Consider the following 18,495-nt stretch of genomic DNA (forward strand, 5'->3'; position numbering starts at 1 on the left):
TTTCTCAGACGATCACCGTTATCGGTAACGAAACCGCTAACTTTATGACTTTGATCGTTTTTTTATTTCATAACCATCACAATGGATAGGCAGAGACTATTAATATGGCCGTATCGATCGTTACTCAACCACCAGACGGGGCATTTATGAAATAGCATCGGGGAAAAATGACTTAGGCAGGGATAAATAACTGAGTCACTTTCTTTAGTTATTTAATATAAAATTAACAATAAATCGCAAGAATAATTACAAATGAAGCGACGAAAGCCGTTTACGCCTGGCAGAATAAACGGCTTTTCTGGAACATTACAGACTCAATGGAGAACCGTCACTGCATCCTGAAGACGTCCGGCCCGGTGTTTTACCATCGCGGAGATCTGCGCACTCTCTTCAACCAGATCGGCGTTTTTCTGCGTGATGCTGTCCAGTTCAGCCACCGCGCGGGTTAACTCCGAAAGCCCGGTAGCCTGTTCAGAGGTGGCATGGCTAATCTGCGCGATCAACTGAGTGACGTTTTTCACCTGCTCAACGATATCATCCATGGTGCGCCCTGCGGCGTGTACCTGCTCGGAGCCGGACTGTACCTTGCTGGCGCTGGCATCAATCAGCTTACGGATATCGTTGGCGGCATTAGCGCTGCGGCTGGCAAGATGGCGAACTTCCCCTGCCACCACCGCAAAGCCTTTGCCCTGCTCACCGGCCCGTGCCGCTTCTACCGCCGCATTCAGGGCGAGGATATTGGTCTGGAAGGCAATATCGTTGATCAGGGTGGTAATGGAGCCGATACGCTGTGTACTGTCGGCGATATCGTCCATGGTTTTGACCACCGTCTGCATCGCGTTCCCGCCTTTGGTCGCCGCACTGCTGGCGGCTACGGAGAGCTTATCGACCTCGGTGGCGGTTTCAGAGTTACTCTGAACGGAGGCCGCCATCTGGTTCATCGTCGCCACGGTCTGCTGCACGTTTGCAACGGTCTGACGCGTGCGGTCGTTCAGATCCTCATTACCCTGCGCCAGCTTGTCGCTGCCGTCGCGCACGCTCACCACCTGGCTTGATACGTCATTGATTAGCCAGCGACACATCAGCCCCAGTTGCCCCACCGCGCGAAGGGTCAGGCCCAGTTCGTCGCTGCGGTTCAGGTGCTGCACGCTATTGCGCTCGCCGGTTGCCACCTTCAGCGCCTGTCGCGCCACGTTCTCTACCGGGCGGACAATCTGCTGTTCAAACAACAACGTGCCCAGCAGCATCATTATCGCTGCTGCGGCCAACGACACCCAGCCTGCTGAGGTTGCCACAAGCGTGGCGGCGAGCGCGCCAAAGAGCACCGCCATCACGCCGCGTACCCGCCAGCGCAGCGGCATTGCCGGTAGTTTTCCGAACCAGTCCTGACGCACCACCAGCCCTTTATGGATCCGTTTGGTACAGCGTCCGGCATTCAGGGCCTTATAGAGTGGCTCCACGGTAGCGATCTCTTCTGCCGTCGCTTTGGTGCGAATCGACATATAGCCGGTGACCTTCCCGTGGCGCACCATCGGCACCGCGTTGGCGCGCACCCAGTAGTGATCGCCATTTTTACGGCGGTTTTTGACAATTCCGCTCCACGGCTCGCCCTGTTGCAGGGTGTACCACATATCGGCAAAAGCGGCTTTAGGCATATCAGGATGGCGCACCAGATTATGCGGCTGACCCATCAGCTCATTAAGCTGATAGCCACTCACCTGAACAAAGGTGTCGTTAGCATGAGTCAGATAGCTGTGGACGTCTGTGGTAGACATTAAGGTGGTGTCATCGTCCAGAAGATATTCATTCTGGGTGACATAGGTTGGAGAGGACATCGTGAGCATCCCTTGCAGGTTATTTGAATGTTAATTTTGTGGTTTATTGTTTTTTCGGCGGTAAACAATTTATCTTTAGTTGTTAAACTTGATGGAGATCGCAGATTTCACTTAAACCGCACTTTTTGTGAGATTTTATAATTGATTGATTTTAAATACTTTCACAATGAAATTACCTGCAAAGGATGATCTGTTAACGCCCACTTAAGTCGCACCGCCTGCACCCCCCTGGTGCAATTGACCCCATCCACGTCTTCCTGCCCCCGTTTTCCGTACCGCTAAATCCCGTCTGGAAAACATCGGCATGATTAAATATTGCGCAACATTATTTTAACCTGGCGTTTATCCCGATTTTCGTTAAGTCCGCTGAAGTGGCGTAATCCCTGCAATACTTAACGCAGTATCATGTGATACGCGATCCCCGGGAGCATATTTTGAACAGGTTACCTTCCAGCGCCTCGGCTCTTGCCTGTACCGCGCACGCACTGAATCTCATTGAGAAGCGAACGCTTGATCATGAGGAGATGAAACAACTTAACCGAGAGGTCATCGATTACTTTAAAGAGCACGTCAATCCAGGTTTTCTGGAGTATCGCAAATCTGTTACCGCCGGCGGGGATTACGGAGCCGTAGAGTGGCAAGCGGGAAGTCTGAATACGCTTGTCGACACCCAGGGACAGGAGTTTATTGATTGCCTGGGTGGTTTTGGCATTTTCAACGTGGGGCACCGTAATCCAGTAGTGGTTTCCGCCGTACAGAATCAACTCGCGAAACAACCTCTCCATAGCCAGGAACTGCTCGACCCGCTTCGCGCCATGCTCGCGAAAACGCTGGCAGCCTTAACACCCGGCAAACTGAAATACAGCTTCTTCAGCAACAGCGGCACGGAATCGGTCGAAGCGGCGCTTAAGCTCGCCAAAGCGTACCAGTCGCCGCGCGGGAAATTCACTTTTGTCGCCACCAGCGGCGCGTTCCATGGTAAATCCCTGGGCGCCCTGTCTGCGACCGCCAAATCCACCTTCCGCAAACCGTTTATGCCGCTGCTGCCGGGCTTCCGCCACGTGCCGTTCGGCGACATTAATGCCATGCGCACCGTGCTCAGCGAATGCCGTAAAACCGGCGATGACGTAGCCGCGGTGATCCTGGAGCCGATTCAGGGCGAAGGCGGCGTGATCCTGCCTCCACAGGGCTATCTGCCTGCCGTACGTCAGCTGTGCGATGAGTTTGGTGCGCTGCTGATCTTCGACGAAGTGCAGACCGGCATGGGACGTACCGGAAAGATGTTCGCCTGCGAGCATGAGAACGTTCAGCCGGACATTTTGTGTCTGGCGAAAGCGCTCGGCGGCGGCGTAATGCCGATTGGTGCGACGGTTGCCACCGAAGAGGTCTTCTCGGTGCTGTTCGACAACCCGTTCCTGCATACCACCACCTTTGGCGGTAACCCGCTGGCCTGTGCGGCCGCGCTGGCCACCATCAACGTGCTGCTGGAGCAAAACCTGCCTGCGCAGGCGGAGCAGAAAGGCGACATGCTGCTGGACGGTTTCCGTCAGCTGGGACGTGAATACCCGGATCTGATCCAGGAGGCTCGAGGTAAAGGGATGCTGATGGCCATTGAGTTTGTTGATAACGAAATCGGCTATAGCTTCGCGAGCGAGATGTTCCGCCAGCGGGTGCTGGTGGCCGGCACACTCAACAATTCCAAAACCATCCGCATTGAGCCACCACTGACGCTGACCATTGAGCAGTGTGAGCAGGTGCTGAAGGCGGCACGTAAAGCGCTGGCGGCACTGCGCGTGAGTGTGGAAGAGGCGTAAAAAAAAGCCGGGTGGCGCTGCGCTTACCCGGCCTACTACACCAGCCCGGTAAGCGTAGCGCCACCGGGCTGCTTTTTATCGGTGAAACTCCGCCACCGTCATGGTAAAGCGCAGCACTTTTTTTCCCTCATTGGCATAGCCGTGCGCGGCTTCCGTTTTCGCCACCGCCGATGCCCCGGCAGCAACCTGCGTAACCGTCTCGTCCACCGTCAGGGTTAATATGCCTTCGTTCACGTGCAGCAGCTCAAAGGTGCCCGCCGGATGCCCCGAAGAGGTAAAACGCTCTCCCGGCTGCATCTCCCACTGCCATAGCTCAATCATATCCGGGCCCGCGGTTCCTGCCAGCAGTCTGGCGCGTCCGCCCTTTTCCCCCTGCCACAGCACCGGGATCGCGGCTTCTTCGATAACGTGCACCAGCGGCTCGCTGGAGACGTTAACGATATCCGCCACTGAGATACCGAGCGCGGCAGCCAGCTTGCACAAAATGGCGATGCTGGGGTTGGCTGCGCCCTTTTCGATCTCCACCAGCATGCCTTTGCTGACGCTGGCACGCCGCGAGAGTTCATCCAGCGACAGTTTTTTCTCTTTACGCCAGTTGCGTATGCGGTTCGCTACGGCCAGGCTTACCTGGGCGATATCGGCACCCTGCTCAGTCATTATATTGACTTTTTCAGTCATTGGTCACTACCATGGTATAAAACAGTCAATACAGGATTATTTATGTCTCTCGTTACGCCGTCAATAGACCCACGCCTTGCCGCAATTGCCCCGGGCTTTCGGGCGCTGAGCATTCTGGTTGAAGCTGCGCCGATTACCCACCCGGAAGTCGCTCCGGCCGTGCTCACGCAAGCCTGCCAGCAGATGCTTAATAATGATGTGCCGTGGGCTGACGCGCACCTTTCCGGCTGGGATGAGGTATTTAAGGCCTTCGGCGCAAAACCGAAACGTACGCCCTGCTCGGCATCCGCCTTACGTAAGCGGGTATTAAAAGACGGCTCGCTGCCACCGCTCGATCTGGTGGTGGATATCTACAACGCGGTGAGCATTCGCTACGCCATCCCGGTTGGTGGAGAAAATCTTGCGACTTATTCAGGCGCGCCGCGCCTGACGCTGGCGGACGGCAGTGAGCCGTTTGATACCTTCAAAGAGGGGCAGCCGGTGGTGGAATACCCGGAGCCGGGCGAGGTTATCTGGCGCGACGACCTCGGTGTTACCTGCCGTCGCTGGAACTGGCGCCAGGGTATACGGACGCGTCTTGACAGTCAGGCGCAAACCATGTGGTTTATTCTGGAAAGTCTGCCGTCAATGCCGATTACGGCACTGGAAGAAGCCGGAGCGGATCTGATTGATAACCTGCAACGTCTGATGCCGGGTGCAGTGGTGCATAGGCAGTTACTGACCCTGTAAGAGGATAAAAAATGTTTCGTGGAGTCAGCGCATTTCCGTTAACGCCCCTGAAAAACGGCACGTTTGATGAGCAGGCCTTTACGCATCTGCTCTCTCCTGTGGTTGAGGCAGGCGTGGATTCACTGGGCATTCTTGGCTCGACCGGGAGCTATGCCTATCTGACCGTTGAAGAGCGTGCCCGGGTGACACGCTGTGCGGTGGAACATGCCGGTAACATACCGGTTATCGTCAGCATCGGCGCAATGCGGCTGGACGATATTCTGCGTCTGGCTGACGACGCGCAAACGGCCGGAGTCTCCGGCGTGCTGATGGCACCCGTGTCGTACCAGCGATTAACGGATGAGGAAGTATTCAAGCTCTATGAAACGGTGACCCGCCAGCTCTCCGTACCGCTCTGCATTTACGATAACCCTGCCACGACCGGTTTTGCGTTTAGCAATGAATTGCTGTTTGCCGTCGCGTCTCTGCCAAATGTGGGCTCCATCAAGCTTGGCCGCGTGCCGGAGGACCTGTCGCAGGTACGTGCCCGGCTTCCTGATACGGTCACACTGGGTATCGCCGGTGACTGGCGGGCAGCCTCAGCCTTGCAGGCCGGGTTTGACGTCTGGTATTCGGTTCTCGCGGGGTTGTTCCCAAAAGCGGCGCTGGCGATAGCGCGTTCGGGGAAAAGTACAGAGTCAGAACGGTTAGAGCCGCTATGGGATCTGTTCCGTCGTTACGGTAGCGTAAGGGTCATCGCGGCAGCGGCGGAAATGAGGGGAAAAGTGGCAACACCCGGCTTGCCGTTCCCGTTGCAGGCAATTCAGGGAGAGCCGCGCGAGGCGCTTTCAGCGATCCTTGCGAAATTGGAACTGGCCTGAAAAACGCCGGGTGGCGCTGCGCTTACCCGGCCACACCGCATCATTCATAAAGTAATCATTCTCAGGAATGGTTGAGAAAGCAACGTCCCCGCCCTCGCAGTTTGTCCCTCTGTCTACGTGTAATTATCCCGGTAAAAATACGTCTTATCGACTCTTAATAGAAATCAGAACATTGAATAATAGTAGCGCTAAAATTATAATGCGTAGATTCATTTGCGAGGACGTTTAAGCTATGCAGTACCTACTTGACGGGATAGTGCATTATAATGATGAATCGCGCATTTTAACCGATAATAAACGCGAAGTTGAGCTTTCACTGGCGACGTCGCGATTATTAAATGCACTTATTGACGCCAATAATTCTCAGGTCAGCCGTACTGAACTCCTTGAAAAAGTCTGGGAAGAACATGGTCTGGTTGCTTCTGATAACAACCTGAACCGAAACATATCTCTGTTGCGAAAAGCATTTCTTGAATTCTCGCTTGAAGACAAAATCGAAACAATACCAAAGCAAGGATTTGTACTGCACTGTCAGTGTACTCGTGTTAGTACTACACGTAGTAGCACGTACGAAAAATTTAAAAAAATCTGTTCCTCCCACAAAGGTTTTTACATTAGCACAATAGCATTAACCGTTTTAATGGTGAGCACCATCACTGCCTTTTATTTGTACCATTTAAACGATAGCACTATGCATAAATATAAGTCAGTCGGATTATGCGATGTCTATACTGACGAAAATGGCGTCAAACAAGAGAATATTGACTCATTTTTTAATACAAATTTAGGGCAAAGAATCGCATTAAAATGCCAGCAACATCCCAAAAATATCTATTTTGATGACAACAGAGCGCCTTTAAAAAGCAAGGTGTACTCAACTCACATTGCCCTGTGTGGCAAACAAAATACAGGGAAAGGACATGAATGCGAAAACTTCGTCAATATTAACAACAATTAATATTGTTTTATGCCTGTTGATGCTTCCCTTGCTTGCAATGGGAATATACAAGCTTGTTGGTGTTTATGATTACCTACCGATGAACTGTATGTCGACGGTACATATCAACTATGAAGATTCAAAAAATGTCCAGCAAGGGATTAATGGAAATATCAAAATTGTTTTCCACATTACCAACGATGGTCTCGTCACGGTCAGCGAATACGGCACGTTGAACTATTATGGTAAAGAGTACCTTGTCGATCGTACAGGAAACATGACCATCGACACAGACGTGCAAAACGGATTCCACAAAGTCACAAAAGGTAAATTTCTTGCTAATCCGCAGGATAATGCACCTTCTGTGCTGATTGAAAAACTCACCACCAGCCAACCTGTCCTGCACTATAAGATCCAGAAGCTTGACCCCAAAACCTGGAGAATAAGCGATTTGCAGCGTGCCATATTTATTTGCCGAAAATGAGTTTATTGACGCAAGCACATGGCTCATTGTGCTAATGTTATGAATGCAAGACAGATGTATGGATTGTTAAATCAAGAAATAAAATTCGCACTTAACTCTTAACAAAAACCCAACCAGAAAGCAATTGGAGCAACCATACGTTCATCTAAACAAACACTCCACACGCCAAAAAAGCAGAACAAAAACCTTATTAAATGTTATTTTTCTTGATTTAATTCTACTTCCTCTGCTTTTCTCATACTCTTCCCTTCACTTCTTTTATTCTGCATTTTTTTATTTTGTATTTCTAATATCCCTCATAAAAGAATTGTTTGAATTTATTTCGAAAGTATTATTTAGCCAACTTTTGGTGACGATGCTTTTATCTGTAAAGCATAGAAATCCATTTCATAAAATGTCAAAAACCCTAACAGGCGAAGCAACAAAGTGAGAGGAAGATATGCGCGTGTTAATATTAGATCCTAACATTATAAATCAGCATTATTTGAAAACCCAAATTGAAGAGGCAGGTATTTTAACTGATGTATCTTCGAGTATTGAGGAAGTGGAAATGTTTATGTTTTCAAATAAAGCTGAACTCCTGATTATGGCATCTGAAACGCTTTCCACTGCTGAGTTACAGGCGATTCGTAAGTGGCGACGCGAAGGGCGCACTATCCGCATCATGATCCTTAACAGCAGCAACGATATTGAACACAAGGTGAAAGCGTTTGAAAGCGGCGCTGACGATTATGTTGTCAAGTCTAGTCATATTGAAGAGATTATCATCAGAATTTGGGTTTTAGTACGCCGGAATTATCTCACCCCTTCCAGCCGTATTACTGCAGGTAATTTAGAACTCGACTTAAACAGCAAGGTACTCTTCATCAACAAGCAAAAAATTCGACTGACCCGTTTTGAATTTGAAATTATGAAGCTACTGGTGAAGAACAAAGGCAAAGCGCTGAGCAAACGTAAAATCATGAAACATCTCTACCACGACTGGATGGGTAAAGAAAACAATACCGTCGAGGTGCTTATTGGTCGTCTGAGAAAGAAACTGGCACCCTACAACAGCGGGCAAATCAGAAATCAAAGAGAAGAGGGTTATTATTACGATCTAAACGGTGCGATCTGAGTTACCCCCAGCCCCTGTGCTGCCTTGATGGCATAAAAATTAACTTCATTTAAGTACGGTATATTTAACACTTTTAAACTCACACTTCATCAATCACAGCTTCATTGTTAAGAAAATTATATGAACAAATCTACGACCAATACGCTATCGCTTTGGTCTTTAACGACGCTTGTCGTCGGAGCGATGATCGGAGCGGGTATATTTTCATTACCTGCTGCATTCGGACGAGCAACCGGTGGGCTTGGTGCAATTATTGCCTGGGTGATTGCCGGTGGCGGTATGCTGATGCTGGCATTTGTATTCCAGAACCTTGCGCAAAGAAAGCCTGAACTCAATGCGGGCGTCTTTAGCTACGCTAAAGCCGGTTTCGGCGAATATCCGGGCTTCATTTCGGCACTCGGTTTCTGGGCGGGTACATGTATCGGCAACGTATCCTATTTTATTTTAATTAAATCAACATTAGGCGCTTTTTTCCCTGCATTTGGCGAAGGTAATACGCTGTTGGCAATCGCTGTCTCATCAGTTGTTTTATGGTCTTTTCATCTCCTGGTATTGCGGGGTATTAAAGAAGCGGCCTTTATCAATACCCTGGCCACCTGTGCCAAGATCATCCCTATTTTTGTATTTATCGCCATTCTGATAATGGCATTCAAAAAAGAGATGTTTATGCTTAATTTCTGGGGCGGGGCCGCCGGAGAGCCACCTCTCTTCAGATCAATCTTTTCCCAGGTCAGAAGCACCATGTTGGTGACCGTATTCGTATTCCTTGGAATCGAAGGGGCAAGTATTTACTCGCGTTATGCAACTAACCGGAAAGACGTTGGCCTGGCGACCGTATTCGGCTTCATCGGGGTGCTGTGCTTACTGATGTTAGTCACCATGCTTTCTTATGGCGTTATGCCCCAGGCCGAGCTGGGAGCCTTACGGCAACCCTCAATGGCCGGTGTTCTCGAAAGCATAGTGGGACGCTGGGGTATGATTTTCATCAGCGTGGGGTTAATTATCTCTGTACTCGGAGCCTATCTTTCCTGGTCATTGCTCGCTGCGGAGGTTATTTATTCCGCGGCGTTGAAAAAGAGCATGCCTGCTGTTTTTGCACGCGAGAATCGCTGGCGCGTTCCCTCTTCAGCCGTATGGTTGACGAATATCTCGATACAGCTGTTCTTAATTATCACTTTTTTCAGCGATTACGCATTCCTGTTAGCCCTTGAGCTAACCAGCGCGATGACGCTTATCCCTTATCTTCTGGTTGCTGCATATAGCCTGAAGCTGGTTATTACACGAGAAACCTACGAACAGTGTACAAAGGGATATTATAAAGACCTGGTGATCTCTGTCATTGCCACTGCCTATGCCTCGTTGATGATTTATGCCGGCGGATTAACGTATGTGCTGCTGTCCGCCGTTATTTATGCGCCTGGCACACTGCTTTATTACATTGCTAAGCGTGAGCAAAACAAAAAAATATTCTCTGGTACGGAACGAATATTATTTACCGCCATCGTGCTCGCGGCTTTGGCCTGTATTTATGGAATTATAAACGGAAATATTACCATTTAATTACTCTCTTAAGGAGATACTATGCAAGATATACCACTGGGTGTTCACTCCGAGGTCGGCCAGTTACGCAAAGTGATGGTGTGCGCCCCTGGGTTAGCACATAGCCGTCTTACGCCGGGCAATTGCGACCGACTGTTATTTGATGATGTCATGTGGGTAGAGCGTGCCCGTCAGGATCATCTCGATTTTATTAACAAAATGCGCGGATGCGGTGTTGACGTTGTTGAGATGCATGATCTGCTCTCCGAAACGCTGGCTAACCGTCAGGCACGCAACTGGCTCATCGAACAGCAGATTACTGCTGATGAAATCCCGTTGGGTTTGCTTAATGAAACACGCTCGTTCCTGGATTCGTTACCTGCAGATCGGCTGGCTGAGTTTATGATCGGCGGGCTTTCAACCTATGATTTGCTGAACAGACACAGGGGCGATAAAGAAGAACTTGAACTCGTCGGAAGAGCGACAGGGCTGCGTGAATATTTGCTCCCGCCGTTGCCGAATACGCTTTATACGCGAGATACCACCAGCTGGATTTATAACGGGGTTACGCTTAATCCCCTTTACTGGCAGGCTCGTCGTGAAGAAACGTTACTGACCACTGCTATCTATAAGTTCCATCCGGACTTCACCCGTCAGACGATCAATACATGGTGGGGAGATCCAACGCGTTATCACGGATCCGCCACCCTTGAAGGCGGCGATGTTATGCCTATTGGCAACAAGACCGTTTTAATCGGTATGAGCGAACGAACGTCCTATCAGGCCATTGCCCAGCTTGCATCTGCCCTGTTTTCGAACCCGTTTAGCCATGTCGAGCGCGTTATTATTGCCGCGATGCCGAAGCTCAGAGCGGCGATGCACCTCGATACCGTATTCACCTTTTGTGACAGAGATTTAGTGACGCTTTATCCCGCCATTGTTGATCAAATCGAAGTCTTTTCACTGATTAAGGACGACTCCCCAGGCGGAATGCGTCTGGAGCATTATTCAGAGCCGTTAACAGAGGTGGTAGCCAGGGCACTCAATTTACGCTCGCTCAGGGTCGTTGAAACCGAAGGCAATGTTTACGACACCGAGCGTCAGCAATGGGATAGCGGAAATAACGTGGTCGCCATGTCTCCAGGTGTCGTTATCGCCTATGACCGCAATACCAAAACAAACGACCGTTTGCGTAAAGAAGGCGTTGAGGTCATTGAAATTGTTGGGAGTGAATTAGGGCGTGGACGCGGTGGCGGCCACTGTATGACATGTCCATTAATTCGTGATGCCGTTGATTACTCATAAGGAAGAGAGATGTTTACACGTTCTGTTTTAATTTTGGCCGGTTTGCTGGCATTGGCTGGCTGTACTGAAAAACCCGTTGGTTCTGCCCATCATGCAAGTGCAGCGCTTTCCGGTCAGGTGATGGCGCTGTCGCACGGCACAATCACAGGGGTGAGATACATCACAATCCAAAACGACACCGGAAGCAGCGCTGCCGGTACAGTCGGGGGCGCGTTGATTGGCGGTGCTGCCGGTAATGCTATTGGTGGCGGAAGCGGCCGTCTGCTGGCGACGGCTGGCGGTACCGTTGCTGGCGCGATGGCAGGACAGTCGATACAACGAGGAATGGCGCGACATAATGCGGCTGAACTCTTTATTCGTCCTGATAACGGGCAAGAGTTCGTTACCGTGCAGCCCGCCCGTGAAGGTGAATTTGTCGTAGGGCAACGTGTAAATATTACCTCGCATCGCGGTCAGGTAACGATCTCTCCAGCTCAATAACACGCTTTATCATATCTGCCACAACAGGATGATTGTCCTTTTCATTAAGGATGAAAATTTTTTGTGGCAGGTTTTTATCTTTTATTCATTCCATGTAACCATTTATATCCTTAAGAAGGCATCATTGTGACGACTCATCTATTACAATTTTGGAATATGGCAGCCACCCTGTTTTCTATATTCTTTTTTATTGCGTATCTGTTTGTTATTTTCCAGATCGTTACTGATTTATTCCGTGACAATACACTCAACGGCTTCTTTAAATCGCTTTGGATAATGCTGTTACTTTTCATCCCGCTGATCACCTCTGTTTTTTATCTCATTTTGAGAGGTAAGGGAATGGCCAAAAGACAACGTGCTTACAGACTGGATGCGAATGCCGCAGCACAATATAGTCTTTGTAAATCCCCAGCGGAGCAAATATCAGACGCCAAAAAACTATTAGACCAGGACGTTATTAGCCAGGAGGAGTTCGAACTCCTTAAAAAGAAAGCCATAAATTAAATCACAATGACTAAGGATGGCGTAATATCCAACCTTAGTCATTTCGTTTTAGAAAATCAGTCATCTCTGGCGCTATTAACAATTCGTCTCATGTTTTGTTAATGCGCTGGCCTATTTATTATTTTTTAACTACTTTTATCCACTGGAGTGTTCGCAATGAAAAGCACTACCCCCTGGCAGCCCTGTAAGGAAAAAATCGACTTTATCGGCGGCTTTTATCATTTATTTTTGTTGATTTGCTCTGTTTTACTCTGGAGCGGGTTACTTCTTTTTGCCACACGTGCCTATGGCCAGACTCATGCTGATGAAAATGCAGCAAGCTGGGGCAGCAGGATTGTTTCCGATATTACGCAAACCTGGACAGATTATGATAGCCACGATATTTATCTTCCTTTTATCAGCTGGCATAACCGGTTCATGTACGATAAAGAAAAGACCGATCGCTATAATGAAATGCCCTGGGGTGCAGGAGTGGGTGTTTCTCGTCATCACAGCAATGGCAACTGGAGTGCACTGTATGGAATGGTGTTTAAAGACTCACATAATGAGTGGCAACCGGTCACCGGCTATGCATGGGAGAAAGGATGGCATCCAGGCCAACAAAAAGATTTCAGGTTGGGATTAGGGGTGACTGCCGGGATAACGGCGCGTAAAGATATGGGCAACTACATTCCCTTACCGATTATATTCCCGCTTTTTTCAGCGAGTTATAAAAACGTGAACGTCCAGTTCACCTATATTCCTGGCACCTATAATAACGGAAACGTACTCTTCGGGTGGTTACGTTACAACCTGTAGCAGGGCTCAGCCCTGCATTACACTCTCGGTCTTTTTACTATCAGCGCAGGAAAGGAAATGTTTCAAGAGAAGAAGGAAGAAGAGTATCTGAATAAAAAAGAGGATAAAGACAAATGACTGGATTATATGCAACGATTCACCGCGAGCGTAGGGCTCGCGGTGAGTGTTTGTTTAGAATTGAAGTGCGGCGCCCAGGTAAGCACCATCAAGCAGCGTATGATTAGGCGTACCGGATTTACCATGAACGCTAATATGACGGTAACCCGCTTTGAGTTTCACCTCATCTCGTACCTGCCAGGCCAACCCAGCATCAACTTCAACATAGTTTTCGACGGCATTGTTCAGGCCACGTGGCGCGGTATAACCTTCACCATAGGCATACACCTCATCGCTGAAATGGACACGAACCCCGCCACCAATCGGTGCCGCAAATCCATTATCACCTTTCTTAGGCGCCATATAGATGGCCTTGGCACCTGCGTAAAGATCGGCTTTACCCAGAGACACCTGATAACCCAGGCCGACACCGCCAGAATTACGGCCATCATTATAATTGTTAGCCCAGTTTGCAGTATAAAAAATACCGGTCGGCTCAGGCGCAATCAGTGCATTTAACTCCGTATGTTGTGTACCTAACTGAGCGCCAATTTCAGCGGCGTTAGCACCAACAGAAATAGTTGAAAGAATTGCCACTACTGTGAGTGTTTTTTTAAACATTTGTTATCACCTAATTTACATTAAAAAAAGAAATCAGAACCTTAAACAAGCTCTGTCTGGTGGCTTATTTTAGGGGGCGATGTTATATGAAGTTCAAACAAACAAGAGATCCTCACTCACCATACTCTCATTCATTAATCATCGAGGTGACAGCTGCGTACGCTATAAAATGAAGTGTGTTTAAGTTCCATCTATCTTTTCGCACTAGAATGCCTCTTTATTTTCACCGAAACCAGTGAGGAAACCATGTTCCCGGAAGAAAATATCAGACGTCCCAGAAAACCAAACTTTATCCGTTATCTTTTTCTGTTCAACCTTTTATTGCTGCCCCTTTTCATGATTGTGGCACGCCTGGTCTGGGGACAGGATTTCTTTTCTGTTTCCCCCAATGGCGCTTTGTTCTGGCCGGGTGCTGTCTCGCACGTTTTGTTGCTGGGCGGGGTTTGGTTGTTTTTAGATGTTCTGTTTATGATTTGGTTTTACCTTACCAACAAAAAAAACTGAGGAGCAACGCTTATGCTGTTATTTATTTCATGGCTATTTGCATTAGTTGGCAGTGAATTACTGCTGTTACAGATCAATTCAGTAAGCATTATCATGCCTCTCTTATATTTATCTATGGGGATAATGTATTTATATCAAAAGAATAAAATAAGGAATATGTTATGGCTGGATGCAAACTTAAAAAAAACACGCATCCTCAACCTCAAGGTTCTGTTTGTGGCAGCGCTTAGTATTATGTTATCTATCGTCGCGCATATCAATTTCGCCATTAACTCCTTGCTGATCATGCAATGGTTAAAAGCATAGTTTATGCGATGTCCATATCTTTATTCTGTGCCCCCATCATCAACCACGCTGCGCTTTAAAACCTAAATACAGCAGATATCAGGTTGAATATCTATGTTTAGAGGATTTATGCGCAAGAAAAGTATTAGAGTGTTGAAGCGTTGTATTTTTATCCTTTTGAGCTTCACGCTTTGTGCAATGACAGGCCTGTTTTATTGGGTACAGCGTAGCGGCGAACTCCAGCCCTGGCATACTTTTGTCCCTAATGAATTACGCGAAAACGAGATCGATCGGGCCGACTGGGATGACTATATCAATGCTGAAAACGCACTCTTCATGGAGGTGCATAACAATGTCGTTATGAAGCAAACCGATCAGGATACAACGAGTTTAAATCGTTATAACCCGTCAAGCCCGGTATTTCCGGACACCCTTCCCACAGACTGGAATCGATCCTATATCATGCGCCCACAGGCGGAACCGAGAGGGGCTGTCGTGTTACTGCACGGACTTACGGACTCCCCTTACAGCCTGCAGCATATTGCCCGGCTCTATCAAAAAGAAGGGTTTGTCGCCATCGGGATCCGTCTACCTGCCCATGGAACCGTACCCGGGGCATTAACGGATGTAAAATGGCAGGACTGGCTGGCAGCAACGCGTCTTGCGGTGCGCGAGGCAACAAAAATGACCCATGCGGATGCGCCGCTGCATATTGTTGGCTTTTCCAATGGTGGGGCGCTGGCCATGAAATATGCCATCGATGCCCTTGATGATGAGAGCCTGAAGAAGCCACAACAAATTGTCCTGATTTCTCCCATGATAGGCATAAGCCGCTTTGCTCGGTTTTCGGGAATGGCCGAATGGACAGCCTTTCTCCCGGCCTTTTCTCGTGCGGCCTGGTTAGGTCTGGTACCAGAATTTAATCCTTTTAAATATAACTCTTTTCCCGTGAATGGTGCGCGGCAGGCTTATCTTCTGACTGAGACATTGAAACGGGACCTTACGCGACGCAAGTCATCGGCTGGCTGGAAAGACCTTCCTCATGTGCTTACGTTTCAGTCCGTTCTTGATTCCACAGTCAGTACCCGGGCAGTGCTGGACGTGCTCCATCATAATCTACCGGATAACGGTAGCGAACTGGTGTTGTTTGATATTAATCGTGCGGTCAATTTTCGTGCACTGTTTCGCCACTCTTCGGATCGCGCGCTATCACACTTACTGGCAACACCACAGCGTACTTACACGACGACTATCGTCAAAAACGCCTCTTCAGAGAGTATGAACATGGTCGCTTCGACGCACTTAGCGCACTCAACAACAGCAGACGTGCAGCCCCTGAATGTGCGCTATCCGAGAGATGTTTTTTCACTCTCTCATGTCGCCCTCCCGTTTCCTGTCCATGACTCCTTATATGGAAGTGAACCCTATGAACCGAATCACTATGGTCTGAGTCTGGGTGTTTTACGCGTCAGAGGGGAGCGAGCGGTACTGCTGGCAGATATGGACTCCTTAATGCGTATCACCTCGAATCCGTTCTATCCCTATCTGATTGAAAGGATTGCTGGCGTCATAAGATAATGGAAGAGGCGTTTTTTAACGTCAGCTCATCGTTGGGGATAGATGAAATAAAAGACAATCGGCGCCAGAGTATAACATCCGTTATTCTTCGCCTCTTTCACCACTATCCCCATTGAATCGCTGGCTGCCGGTTAATTTGTCACTCCGGCAGCAGCCCCACAAAACTGCGTTTTTTGCGCGGCTCCGACATCAGCTCTTCGAGCTTATCCACGCAGGCCAGGTAGTGCGGCGTTTTTTTATGCGCCAGCACCGCCTCTTCGTCTTTATAGGCCTCGTAGATAAAGAACCGGGTTTTCACCCGGGGGTCCTGCAACACGTCAAAACGCAGGTTTCCCGGCTCCTGAATCGCGCCCTCGTGGTTGGCGCGAAACACCTTCAGAAACTCGTCCACCCGCTCGGGTTTGATGTTGATCTCCACTAACGTCACGTTCATTCTGCTTCTCCCTGTTTCTCTTCCTGCCAGAACTGGAACGCCTCCCGGGCGCTCAAGTTCTCGTGAACCACTTTCTTCACCGCCTTCAGCATGGCGAGCGGCGCGCTGGACTGGAATATGTTGCGCCCCATGTCCACGCCGGAGGCTCCCTGGTCAATCGCGCGCCAGCACATCTCCAGTGCCTCGTGCTCCGGCAGCTTTTTCCCCCCGGCGATGACGATCGGCACCGGGCAGCTGGCGGTCACTTTTTCGAATCCTTCATCCACATAGTAGGTTTTAACAAACTGCGCCCCCATTTCGGCGGCAATACGGCTGGCGAGCGAGAAGTAACGCGCATCGCGCGCCATCTCCTTGCCGACGCCCGTCACCGCCAGCACGGGCATCCCGTAGCGTGCCCCCGCATCCACCAGCTTGATGATGTTATTGATCGACTGATGCTCGAATTCACTGCCAATGTACACCTGCGCCGCCACCGCACAGACGTTCAGGCGCAGCGCGTCTTCCATTGCCACTGCCACGCACTCGTTCGACAGCTCGCCCAGAATTGAGTTACCGCCGGAGGCGCGCAGGACCACCGGTTTATTGGTGGCGGCCGGTACGGTGCTGCGTAAAATACCGCGGGTACACATCAACACGTCGGTTTCGGCGAACAGCGGCGCGATAGAGAGATCGATACGCTCAAGACCGGTGGTCGGCCCCTGGAAGTAACCGTGGTCAAAGGCCAGCATCACCGTGCGGTTGCTTTTTGGGTTGAAGATGCGCGAAAGCCGGGACTGCATGCCCCAGTCCAGCGAGCCACAGCCCTTCAGGGTGAACGGTACATTTTGCTGCGGTGTACCGATGCCAAAATCCTTACCGTCTTTAATGTCGTCTAAATCAGCCATTTGCTCCCCCGTCAGAAATCGTATTTGTTGATGTTCTCTTTGGTGAACACCACGCGCTCTGGCAGCAGCACGATGCCGTTGCCTTTTGCTTCATACTGGTAGCCCTGGACGCTGTTCGGCTCGACCTTCAGCGTACCGATATCTTTTACCTCCACGCTGTCGCCGACGTTAAGATCGCCTTTTTTCAACAAACGATCGGCGACATTGACCGCAATTTTGCCCTGTTGCACCACATCCCACAGACCGAAGGCTTTAACCGTGCCGCGCTCGACGTACGGACGCATGACGTTAGGCGTACTGAATCCGACAATCGCCACCCCTTCCCGCTTCAGGTTTTCCGCCGCCTGCGCCGCGGCAGGCAGAGCGTTGGCATCCGGGGCGATGATCGCATCCAGATCCGGGTATGCTTTTAAGATCCCTTCGGCGGTTTGCAGGGATTTGGTGGCGTCGTTATAGCCAAACTGGGTGGTCACTATCTGCCACTGGGGATGATCTTTTTCGATTTTGGCCTTCGCCTCTTTCACCCACTGGTTCTGGTCGGTGACGGTCGGGCTGGAGTAGAAGAACGCCACTTTGGCATTCGGTTTTGTCACCTGCTTCCCGGCCATCTCCACCAGCAGGCCACCGAGCTGCTCCGGGGTACCTTGGTTGATGTAGATGCTGCGGCACTCCGGTTTGGTGTCGGAATCCCAGGTCAGCACTTTGACGCCGCGCTGCATGGCGCGCTTCAGCGCCGGGCAGAGGCCATCCGGCGACACGGCGGAGACGATAATGGCGTTATAGCCCTGGTTGACGAAATTATTGATGAGCTGCACCTGGCCGGAGACGCTCGGCTCGGTTGGGCCGTCGTAGGTGACGTCCACGCCGAGGTCTTTCCCCGCCTCTTTCGCGCCATTGCCGCCGCTGGTGAAGAAGCCCACCCCCACCAGCTTCGGGATAAAGGCGATGCGGTCCGCCGCCTGCGCCGAGGCGAAGCTGAGGGCCATTGCCAGGACTATCAGTTTTGTTTTCATC

The 18,495-nt window shown here is 50.0% G+C and carries 20 protein-coding genes; 14 read left to right on the forward strand and 6 right to left on the reverse strand.

The annotated features are described in order from the left end of the window. Nucleotides 1–314 precede the first annotated feature (314 nt). Nucleotides 315–1,835 (reverse strand): methyl-accepting chemotaxis protein, encoded by a 1,521-nt coding sequence (locus VF709_RS12090; RefSeq protein ID WP_058661852.1) that lies wholly within the window; start codon nucleotides 1,833–1,835, stop codon nucleotides 315–317. Nucleotides 1,836–2,269: 434 nt separating this feature from the next. On the opposite strand from VF709_RS12090, the gene ygjG reads away from it, so the two are divergent. Beyond that, nucleotides 2,270–3,649, forward strand: a complete 1,380-nt coding sequence (ygjG, locus tag VF709_RS12095; RefSeq protein WP_013098827.1) for a putrescine aminotransferase — start codon at nucleotides 2,270–2,272, stop codon at nucleotides 3,647–3,649. Between the two features lie 75 nt (nucleotides 3,650–3,724). Here ygjG and VF709_RS12100 read toward each other — a convergent pair whose 3' ends face one another. Next, nucleotides 3,725–4,327 (reverse strand): helix-turn-helix domain-containing protein, encoded by a 603-nt coding sequence (locus tag VF709_RS12100; protein WP_013098828.1) that lies wholly within the window; start codon nucleotides 4,325–4,327, stop codon nucleotides 3,725–3,727. 42 nt (nucleotides 4,328–4,369) lie between these two features. On the opposite strand from VF709_RS12100, the gene VF709_RS12105 reads away from it, so the two are divergent. From VF709_RS12105 to pagP, 10 genes are all read left to right on the forward strand, one after another. Next, the gene (locus VF709_RS12105) at nucleotides 4,370–5,056 is read left to right on the forward strand and encodes a B3/B4 domain-containing protein (RefSeq protein ID WP_149896658.1); all 687 of its coding nucleotides are present in this window, start codon (nucleotides 4,370–4,372) and stop codon (nucleotides 5,054–5,056) included. Nucleotides 5,057–5,067: 11 nt separating this feature from the next. Further along, nucleotides 5,068–5,916: a dihydrodipicolinate synthase family protein gene (locus tag VF709_RS12110; RefSeq protein ID WP_149896659.1), complete on the forward strand. Its 849-nt coding sequence runs from the start codon at nucleotides 5,068–5,070 to the stop codon at nucleotides 5,914–5,916. 232 nt (nucleotides 5,917–6,148) lie between these two features. After that, the gene (locus VF709_RS12115; protein ID WP_040022010.1) at nucleotides 6,149–6,874 is read left to right on the forward strand and encodes a winged helix-turn-helix domain-containing protein; all 726 of its coding nucleotides are present in this window, start codon (nucleotides 6,149–6,151) and stop codon (nucleotides 6,872–6,874) included. Further along, nucleotides 6,837–7,337 carry a hypothetical protein gene (locus VF709_RS12120; RefSeq protein ID WP_058678725.1) on the forward strand — a complete coding sequence of 167 codons (501 nt, stop codon included), beginning with the start codon at nucleotides 6,837–6,839 and terminating at the stop codon, nucleotides 7,335–7,337. The genes VF709_RS12115 and VF709_RS12120 overlap by 38 nt, the downstream gene beginning before the upstream one ends. Before the next feature lie 439 nt (nucleotides 7,338–7,776). Then, nucleotides 7,777–8,454, forward strand: a complete 678-nt coding sequence (locus VF709_RS12125; protein ID WP_013098832.1) for a winged helix-turn-helix domain-containing protein — start codon at nucleotides 7,777–7,779, stop codon at nucleotides 8,452–8,454. A gap of 120 nt (nucleotides 8,455–8,574) precedes the next feature. After that, nucleotides 8,575–10,014: a basic amino acid/polyamine antiporter gene (locus VF709_RS12130; protein WP_038420667.1), complete on the forward strand. Its 1,440-nt coding sequence runs from the start codon at nucleotides 8,575–8,577 to the stop codon at nucleotides 10,012–10,014. Between the two features lie 21 nt (nucleotides 10,015–10,035). Beyond that, on the forward strand, nucleotides 10,036–11,298 hold the full coding sequence (locus VF709_RS12135) for an arginine deiminase (RefSeq protein WP_045293622.1): 1,263 nt from the start codon (nucleotides 10,036–10,038) through the stop codon (nucleotides 11,296–11,298). A 9-nt stretch (nucleotides 11,299–11,307) separates the two neighbouring features. Further along, nucleotides 11,308–11,778 (forward strand): glycine zipper 2TM domain-containing protein, encoded by a 471-nt coding sequence (locus VF709_RS12140; RefSeq protein ID WP_038420668.1) that lies wholly within the window; start codon nucleotides 11,308–11,310, stop codon nucleotides 11,776–11,778. Between the two features lie 126 nt (nucleotides 11,779–11,904). Next, the gene (locus VF709_RS12145) at nucleotides 11,905–12,282 is read left to right on the forward strand and encodes a zinc metalloprotease HtpX family protein (RefSeq protein WP_029883828.1); all 378 of its coding nucleotides are present in this window, start codon (nucleotides 11,905–11,907) and stop codon (nucleotides 12,280–12,282) included. 156 nt (nucleotides 12,283–12,438) lie between these two features. Beyond that, nucleotides 12,439–13,080: a lipid IV(A) palmitoyltransferase PagP gene (gene pagP / locus VF709_RS12150; protein ID WP_013098837.1), complete on the forward strand. Its 642-nt coding sequence runs from the start codon at nucleotides 12,439–12,441 to the stop codon at nucleotides 13,078–13,080. A 171-nt stretch (nucleotides 13,081–13,251) separates the two neighbouring features. On the opposite strand, the gene VF709_RS12155 is transcribed toward pagP, so the two are convergent. Further along, a complete protein-coding gene (locus tag VF709_RS12155; RefSeq protein ID WP_149896660.1) occupies nucleotides 13,252–13,797 on the reverse strand; it encodes a YfaZ family outer membrane protein in 546 nt (181 codons plus the stop codon). A 246-nt stretch (nucleotides 13,798–14,043) separates the two neighbouring features. Here VF709_RS12155 and VF709_RS12160 point away from each other — a divergent pair, with 246 nt between their 5' ends. From VF709_RS12160 to VF709_RS12170, 3 genes are all read left to right on the forward strand, one after another. Then, entirely contained in the window at nucleotides 14,044–14,301 is a 258-nt protein-coding gene (locus VF709_RS12160) for a hypothetical protein (protein WP_045902634.1), read from the forward strand. A gap of 12 nt (nucleotides 14,302–14,313) precedes the next feature. Continuing rightward, nucleotides 14,314–14,607: a hypothetical protein gene (locus VF709_RS12165; RefSeq protein ID WP_020689402.1), complete on the forward strand. Its 294-nt coding sequence runs from the start codon at nucleotides 14,314–14,316 to the stop codon at nucleotides 14,605–14,607. Nucleotides 14,608–14,715: 108 nt separating this feature from the next. Continuing rightward, nucleotides 14,716–16,164, forward strand: a complete 1,449-nt coding sequence (locus VF709_RS12170) for an alpha/beta hydrolase (RefSeq protein ID WP_180944577.1) — start codon at nucleotides 14,716–14,718, stop codon at nucleotides 16,162–16,164. 139 nt (nucleotides 16,165–16,303) lie between these two features. On the opposite strand, the gene lsrG is transcribed toward VF709_RS12170, so the two are convergent. The 3 genes from lsrG to lsrB are packed head-to-tail and all read right to left on the reverse strand — an operon-like array spanning nucleotide 16,304 to nucleotide 18,494. After that, the gene (lsrG, locus tag VF709_RS12175; RefSeq protein WP_045902633.1) at nucleotides 16,304–16,597 is read right to left on the reverse strand and encodes a (4S)-4-hydroxy-5-phosphonooxypentane-2,3-dione isomerase; all 294 of its coding nucleotides are present in this window, start codon (nucleotides 16,595–16,597) and stop codon (nucleotides 16,304–16,306) included. Further along, nucleotides 16,594–17,481 (reverse strand): 3-hydroxy-5-phosphonooxypentane-2,4-dione thiolase, encoded by an 888-nt coding sequence (lsrF, locus tag VF709_RS12180; RefSeq protein WP_045902632.1) that lies wholly within the window; start codon nucleotides 17,479–17,481, stop codon nucleotides 16,594–16,596. The genes lsrG and lsrF overlap by 4 nt, the downstream gene beginning before the upstream one ends. A gap of 11 nt (nucleotides 17,482–17,492) precedes the next feature. Then, nucleotides 17,493–18,494, reverse strand: a complete 1,002-nt coding sequence (gene lsrB, locus VF709_RS12185) for an autoinducer 2 ABC transporter substrate-binding protein LsrB (RefSeq protein ID WP_020689399.1) — start codon at nucleotides 18,492–18,494, stop codon at nucleotides 17,493–17,495. Nucleotide 18,495: the final 1 nt, after the last annotated feature.

It is taken from the genome of Enterobacter sp. Lyrl_3 (assembly GCF_051948675.1).
In the GTDB taxonomy this organism is placed as follows: domain Bacteria; phylum Pseudomonadota; class Gammaproteobacteria; order Enterobacterales; family Enterobacteriaceae; genus Enterobacter; species Enterobacter cloacae.

Coding starts and splice junctions, on each gene's coding strand:
- VF709_RS12115 (WP_040022010.1), top strand. CDS start 6,149: ATGCAGTACCTACTTGACGGGATAGTGCATTATAATGATGAATCGCGC.
- VF709_RS12090 (WP_058661852.1), bottom strand. CDS start 1,835: ATGTCCTCTCCAACCTATGTCACCCAGAATGAATATCTTCTGGACGAT.
- VF709_RS12135 (WP_045293622.1), top strand. CDS start 10,036: ATGCAAGATATACCACTGGGTGTTCACTCCGAGGTCGGCCAGTTACGC.
- VF709_RS12140 (WP_038420668.1), top strand. CDS start 11,308: ATGTTTACACGTTCTGTTTTAATTTTGGCCGGTTTGCTGGCATTGGCT.
- VF709_RS12125 (WP_013098832.1), top strand. CDS start 7,777: ATGCGCGTGTTAATATTAGATCCTAACATTATAAATCAGCATTATTTG.
- VF709_RS12170 (WP_180944577.1), top strand. CDS start 14,716: ATGCGCAAGAAAAGTATTAGAGTGTTGAAGCGTTGTATTTTTATCCTT.
- VF709_RS12160 (WP_045902634.1), top strand. CDS start 14,044: ATGTTCCCGGAAGAAAATATCAGACGTCCCAGAAAACCAAACTTTATC.
- VF709_RS12120 (WP_058678725.1), top strand. CDS start 6,837: ATGAATGCGAAAACTTCGTCAATATTAACAACAATTAATATTGTTTTA.
- VF709_RS12110 (WP_149896659.1), top strand. CDS start 5,068: ATGTTTCGTGGAGTCAGCGCATTTCCGTTAACGCCCCTGAAAAACGGC.
- pagP (WP_013098837.1), top strand. CDS start 12,439: ATGAAAAGCACTACCCCCTGGCAGCCCTGTAAGGAAAAAATCGACTTT.
- VF709_RS12155 (WP_149896660.1), bottom strand. CDS start 13,797: ATGTTTAAAAAAACACTCACAGTAGTGGCAATTCTTTCAACTATTTCT.
- VF709_RS12130 (WP_038420667.1), top strand. CDS start 8,575: ATGAACAAATCTACGACCAATACGCTATCGCTTTGGTCTTTAACGACG.
- VF709_RS12105 (WP_149896658.1), top strand. CDS start 4,370: ATGTCTCTCGTTACGCCGTCAATAGACCCACGCCTTGCCGCAATTGCC.
- VF709_RS12100 (WP_013098828.1), bottom strand. CDS start 4,327: ATGACTGAAAAAGTCAATATAATGACTGAGCAGGGTGCCGATATCGCC.
- lsrG (WP_045902633.1), bottom strand. CDS start 16,597: ATGAACGTGACGTTAGTGGAGATCAACATCAAACCCGAGCGGGTGGAC.
- lsrF (WP_045902632.1), bottom strand. CDS start 17,481: ATGGCTGATTTAGACGACATTAAAGACGGTAAGGATTTTGGCATCGGT.
- lsrB (WP_020689399.1), bottom strand. CDS start 18,494: ATGAAAACAAAACTGATAGTCCTGGCAATGGCCCTCAGCTTCGCCTCG.
- VF709_RS12165 (WP_020689402.1), top strand. CDS start 14,314: ATGCTGTTATTTATTTCATGGCTATTTGCATTAGTTGGCAGTGAATTA.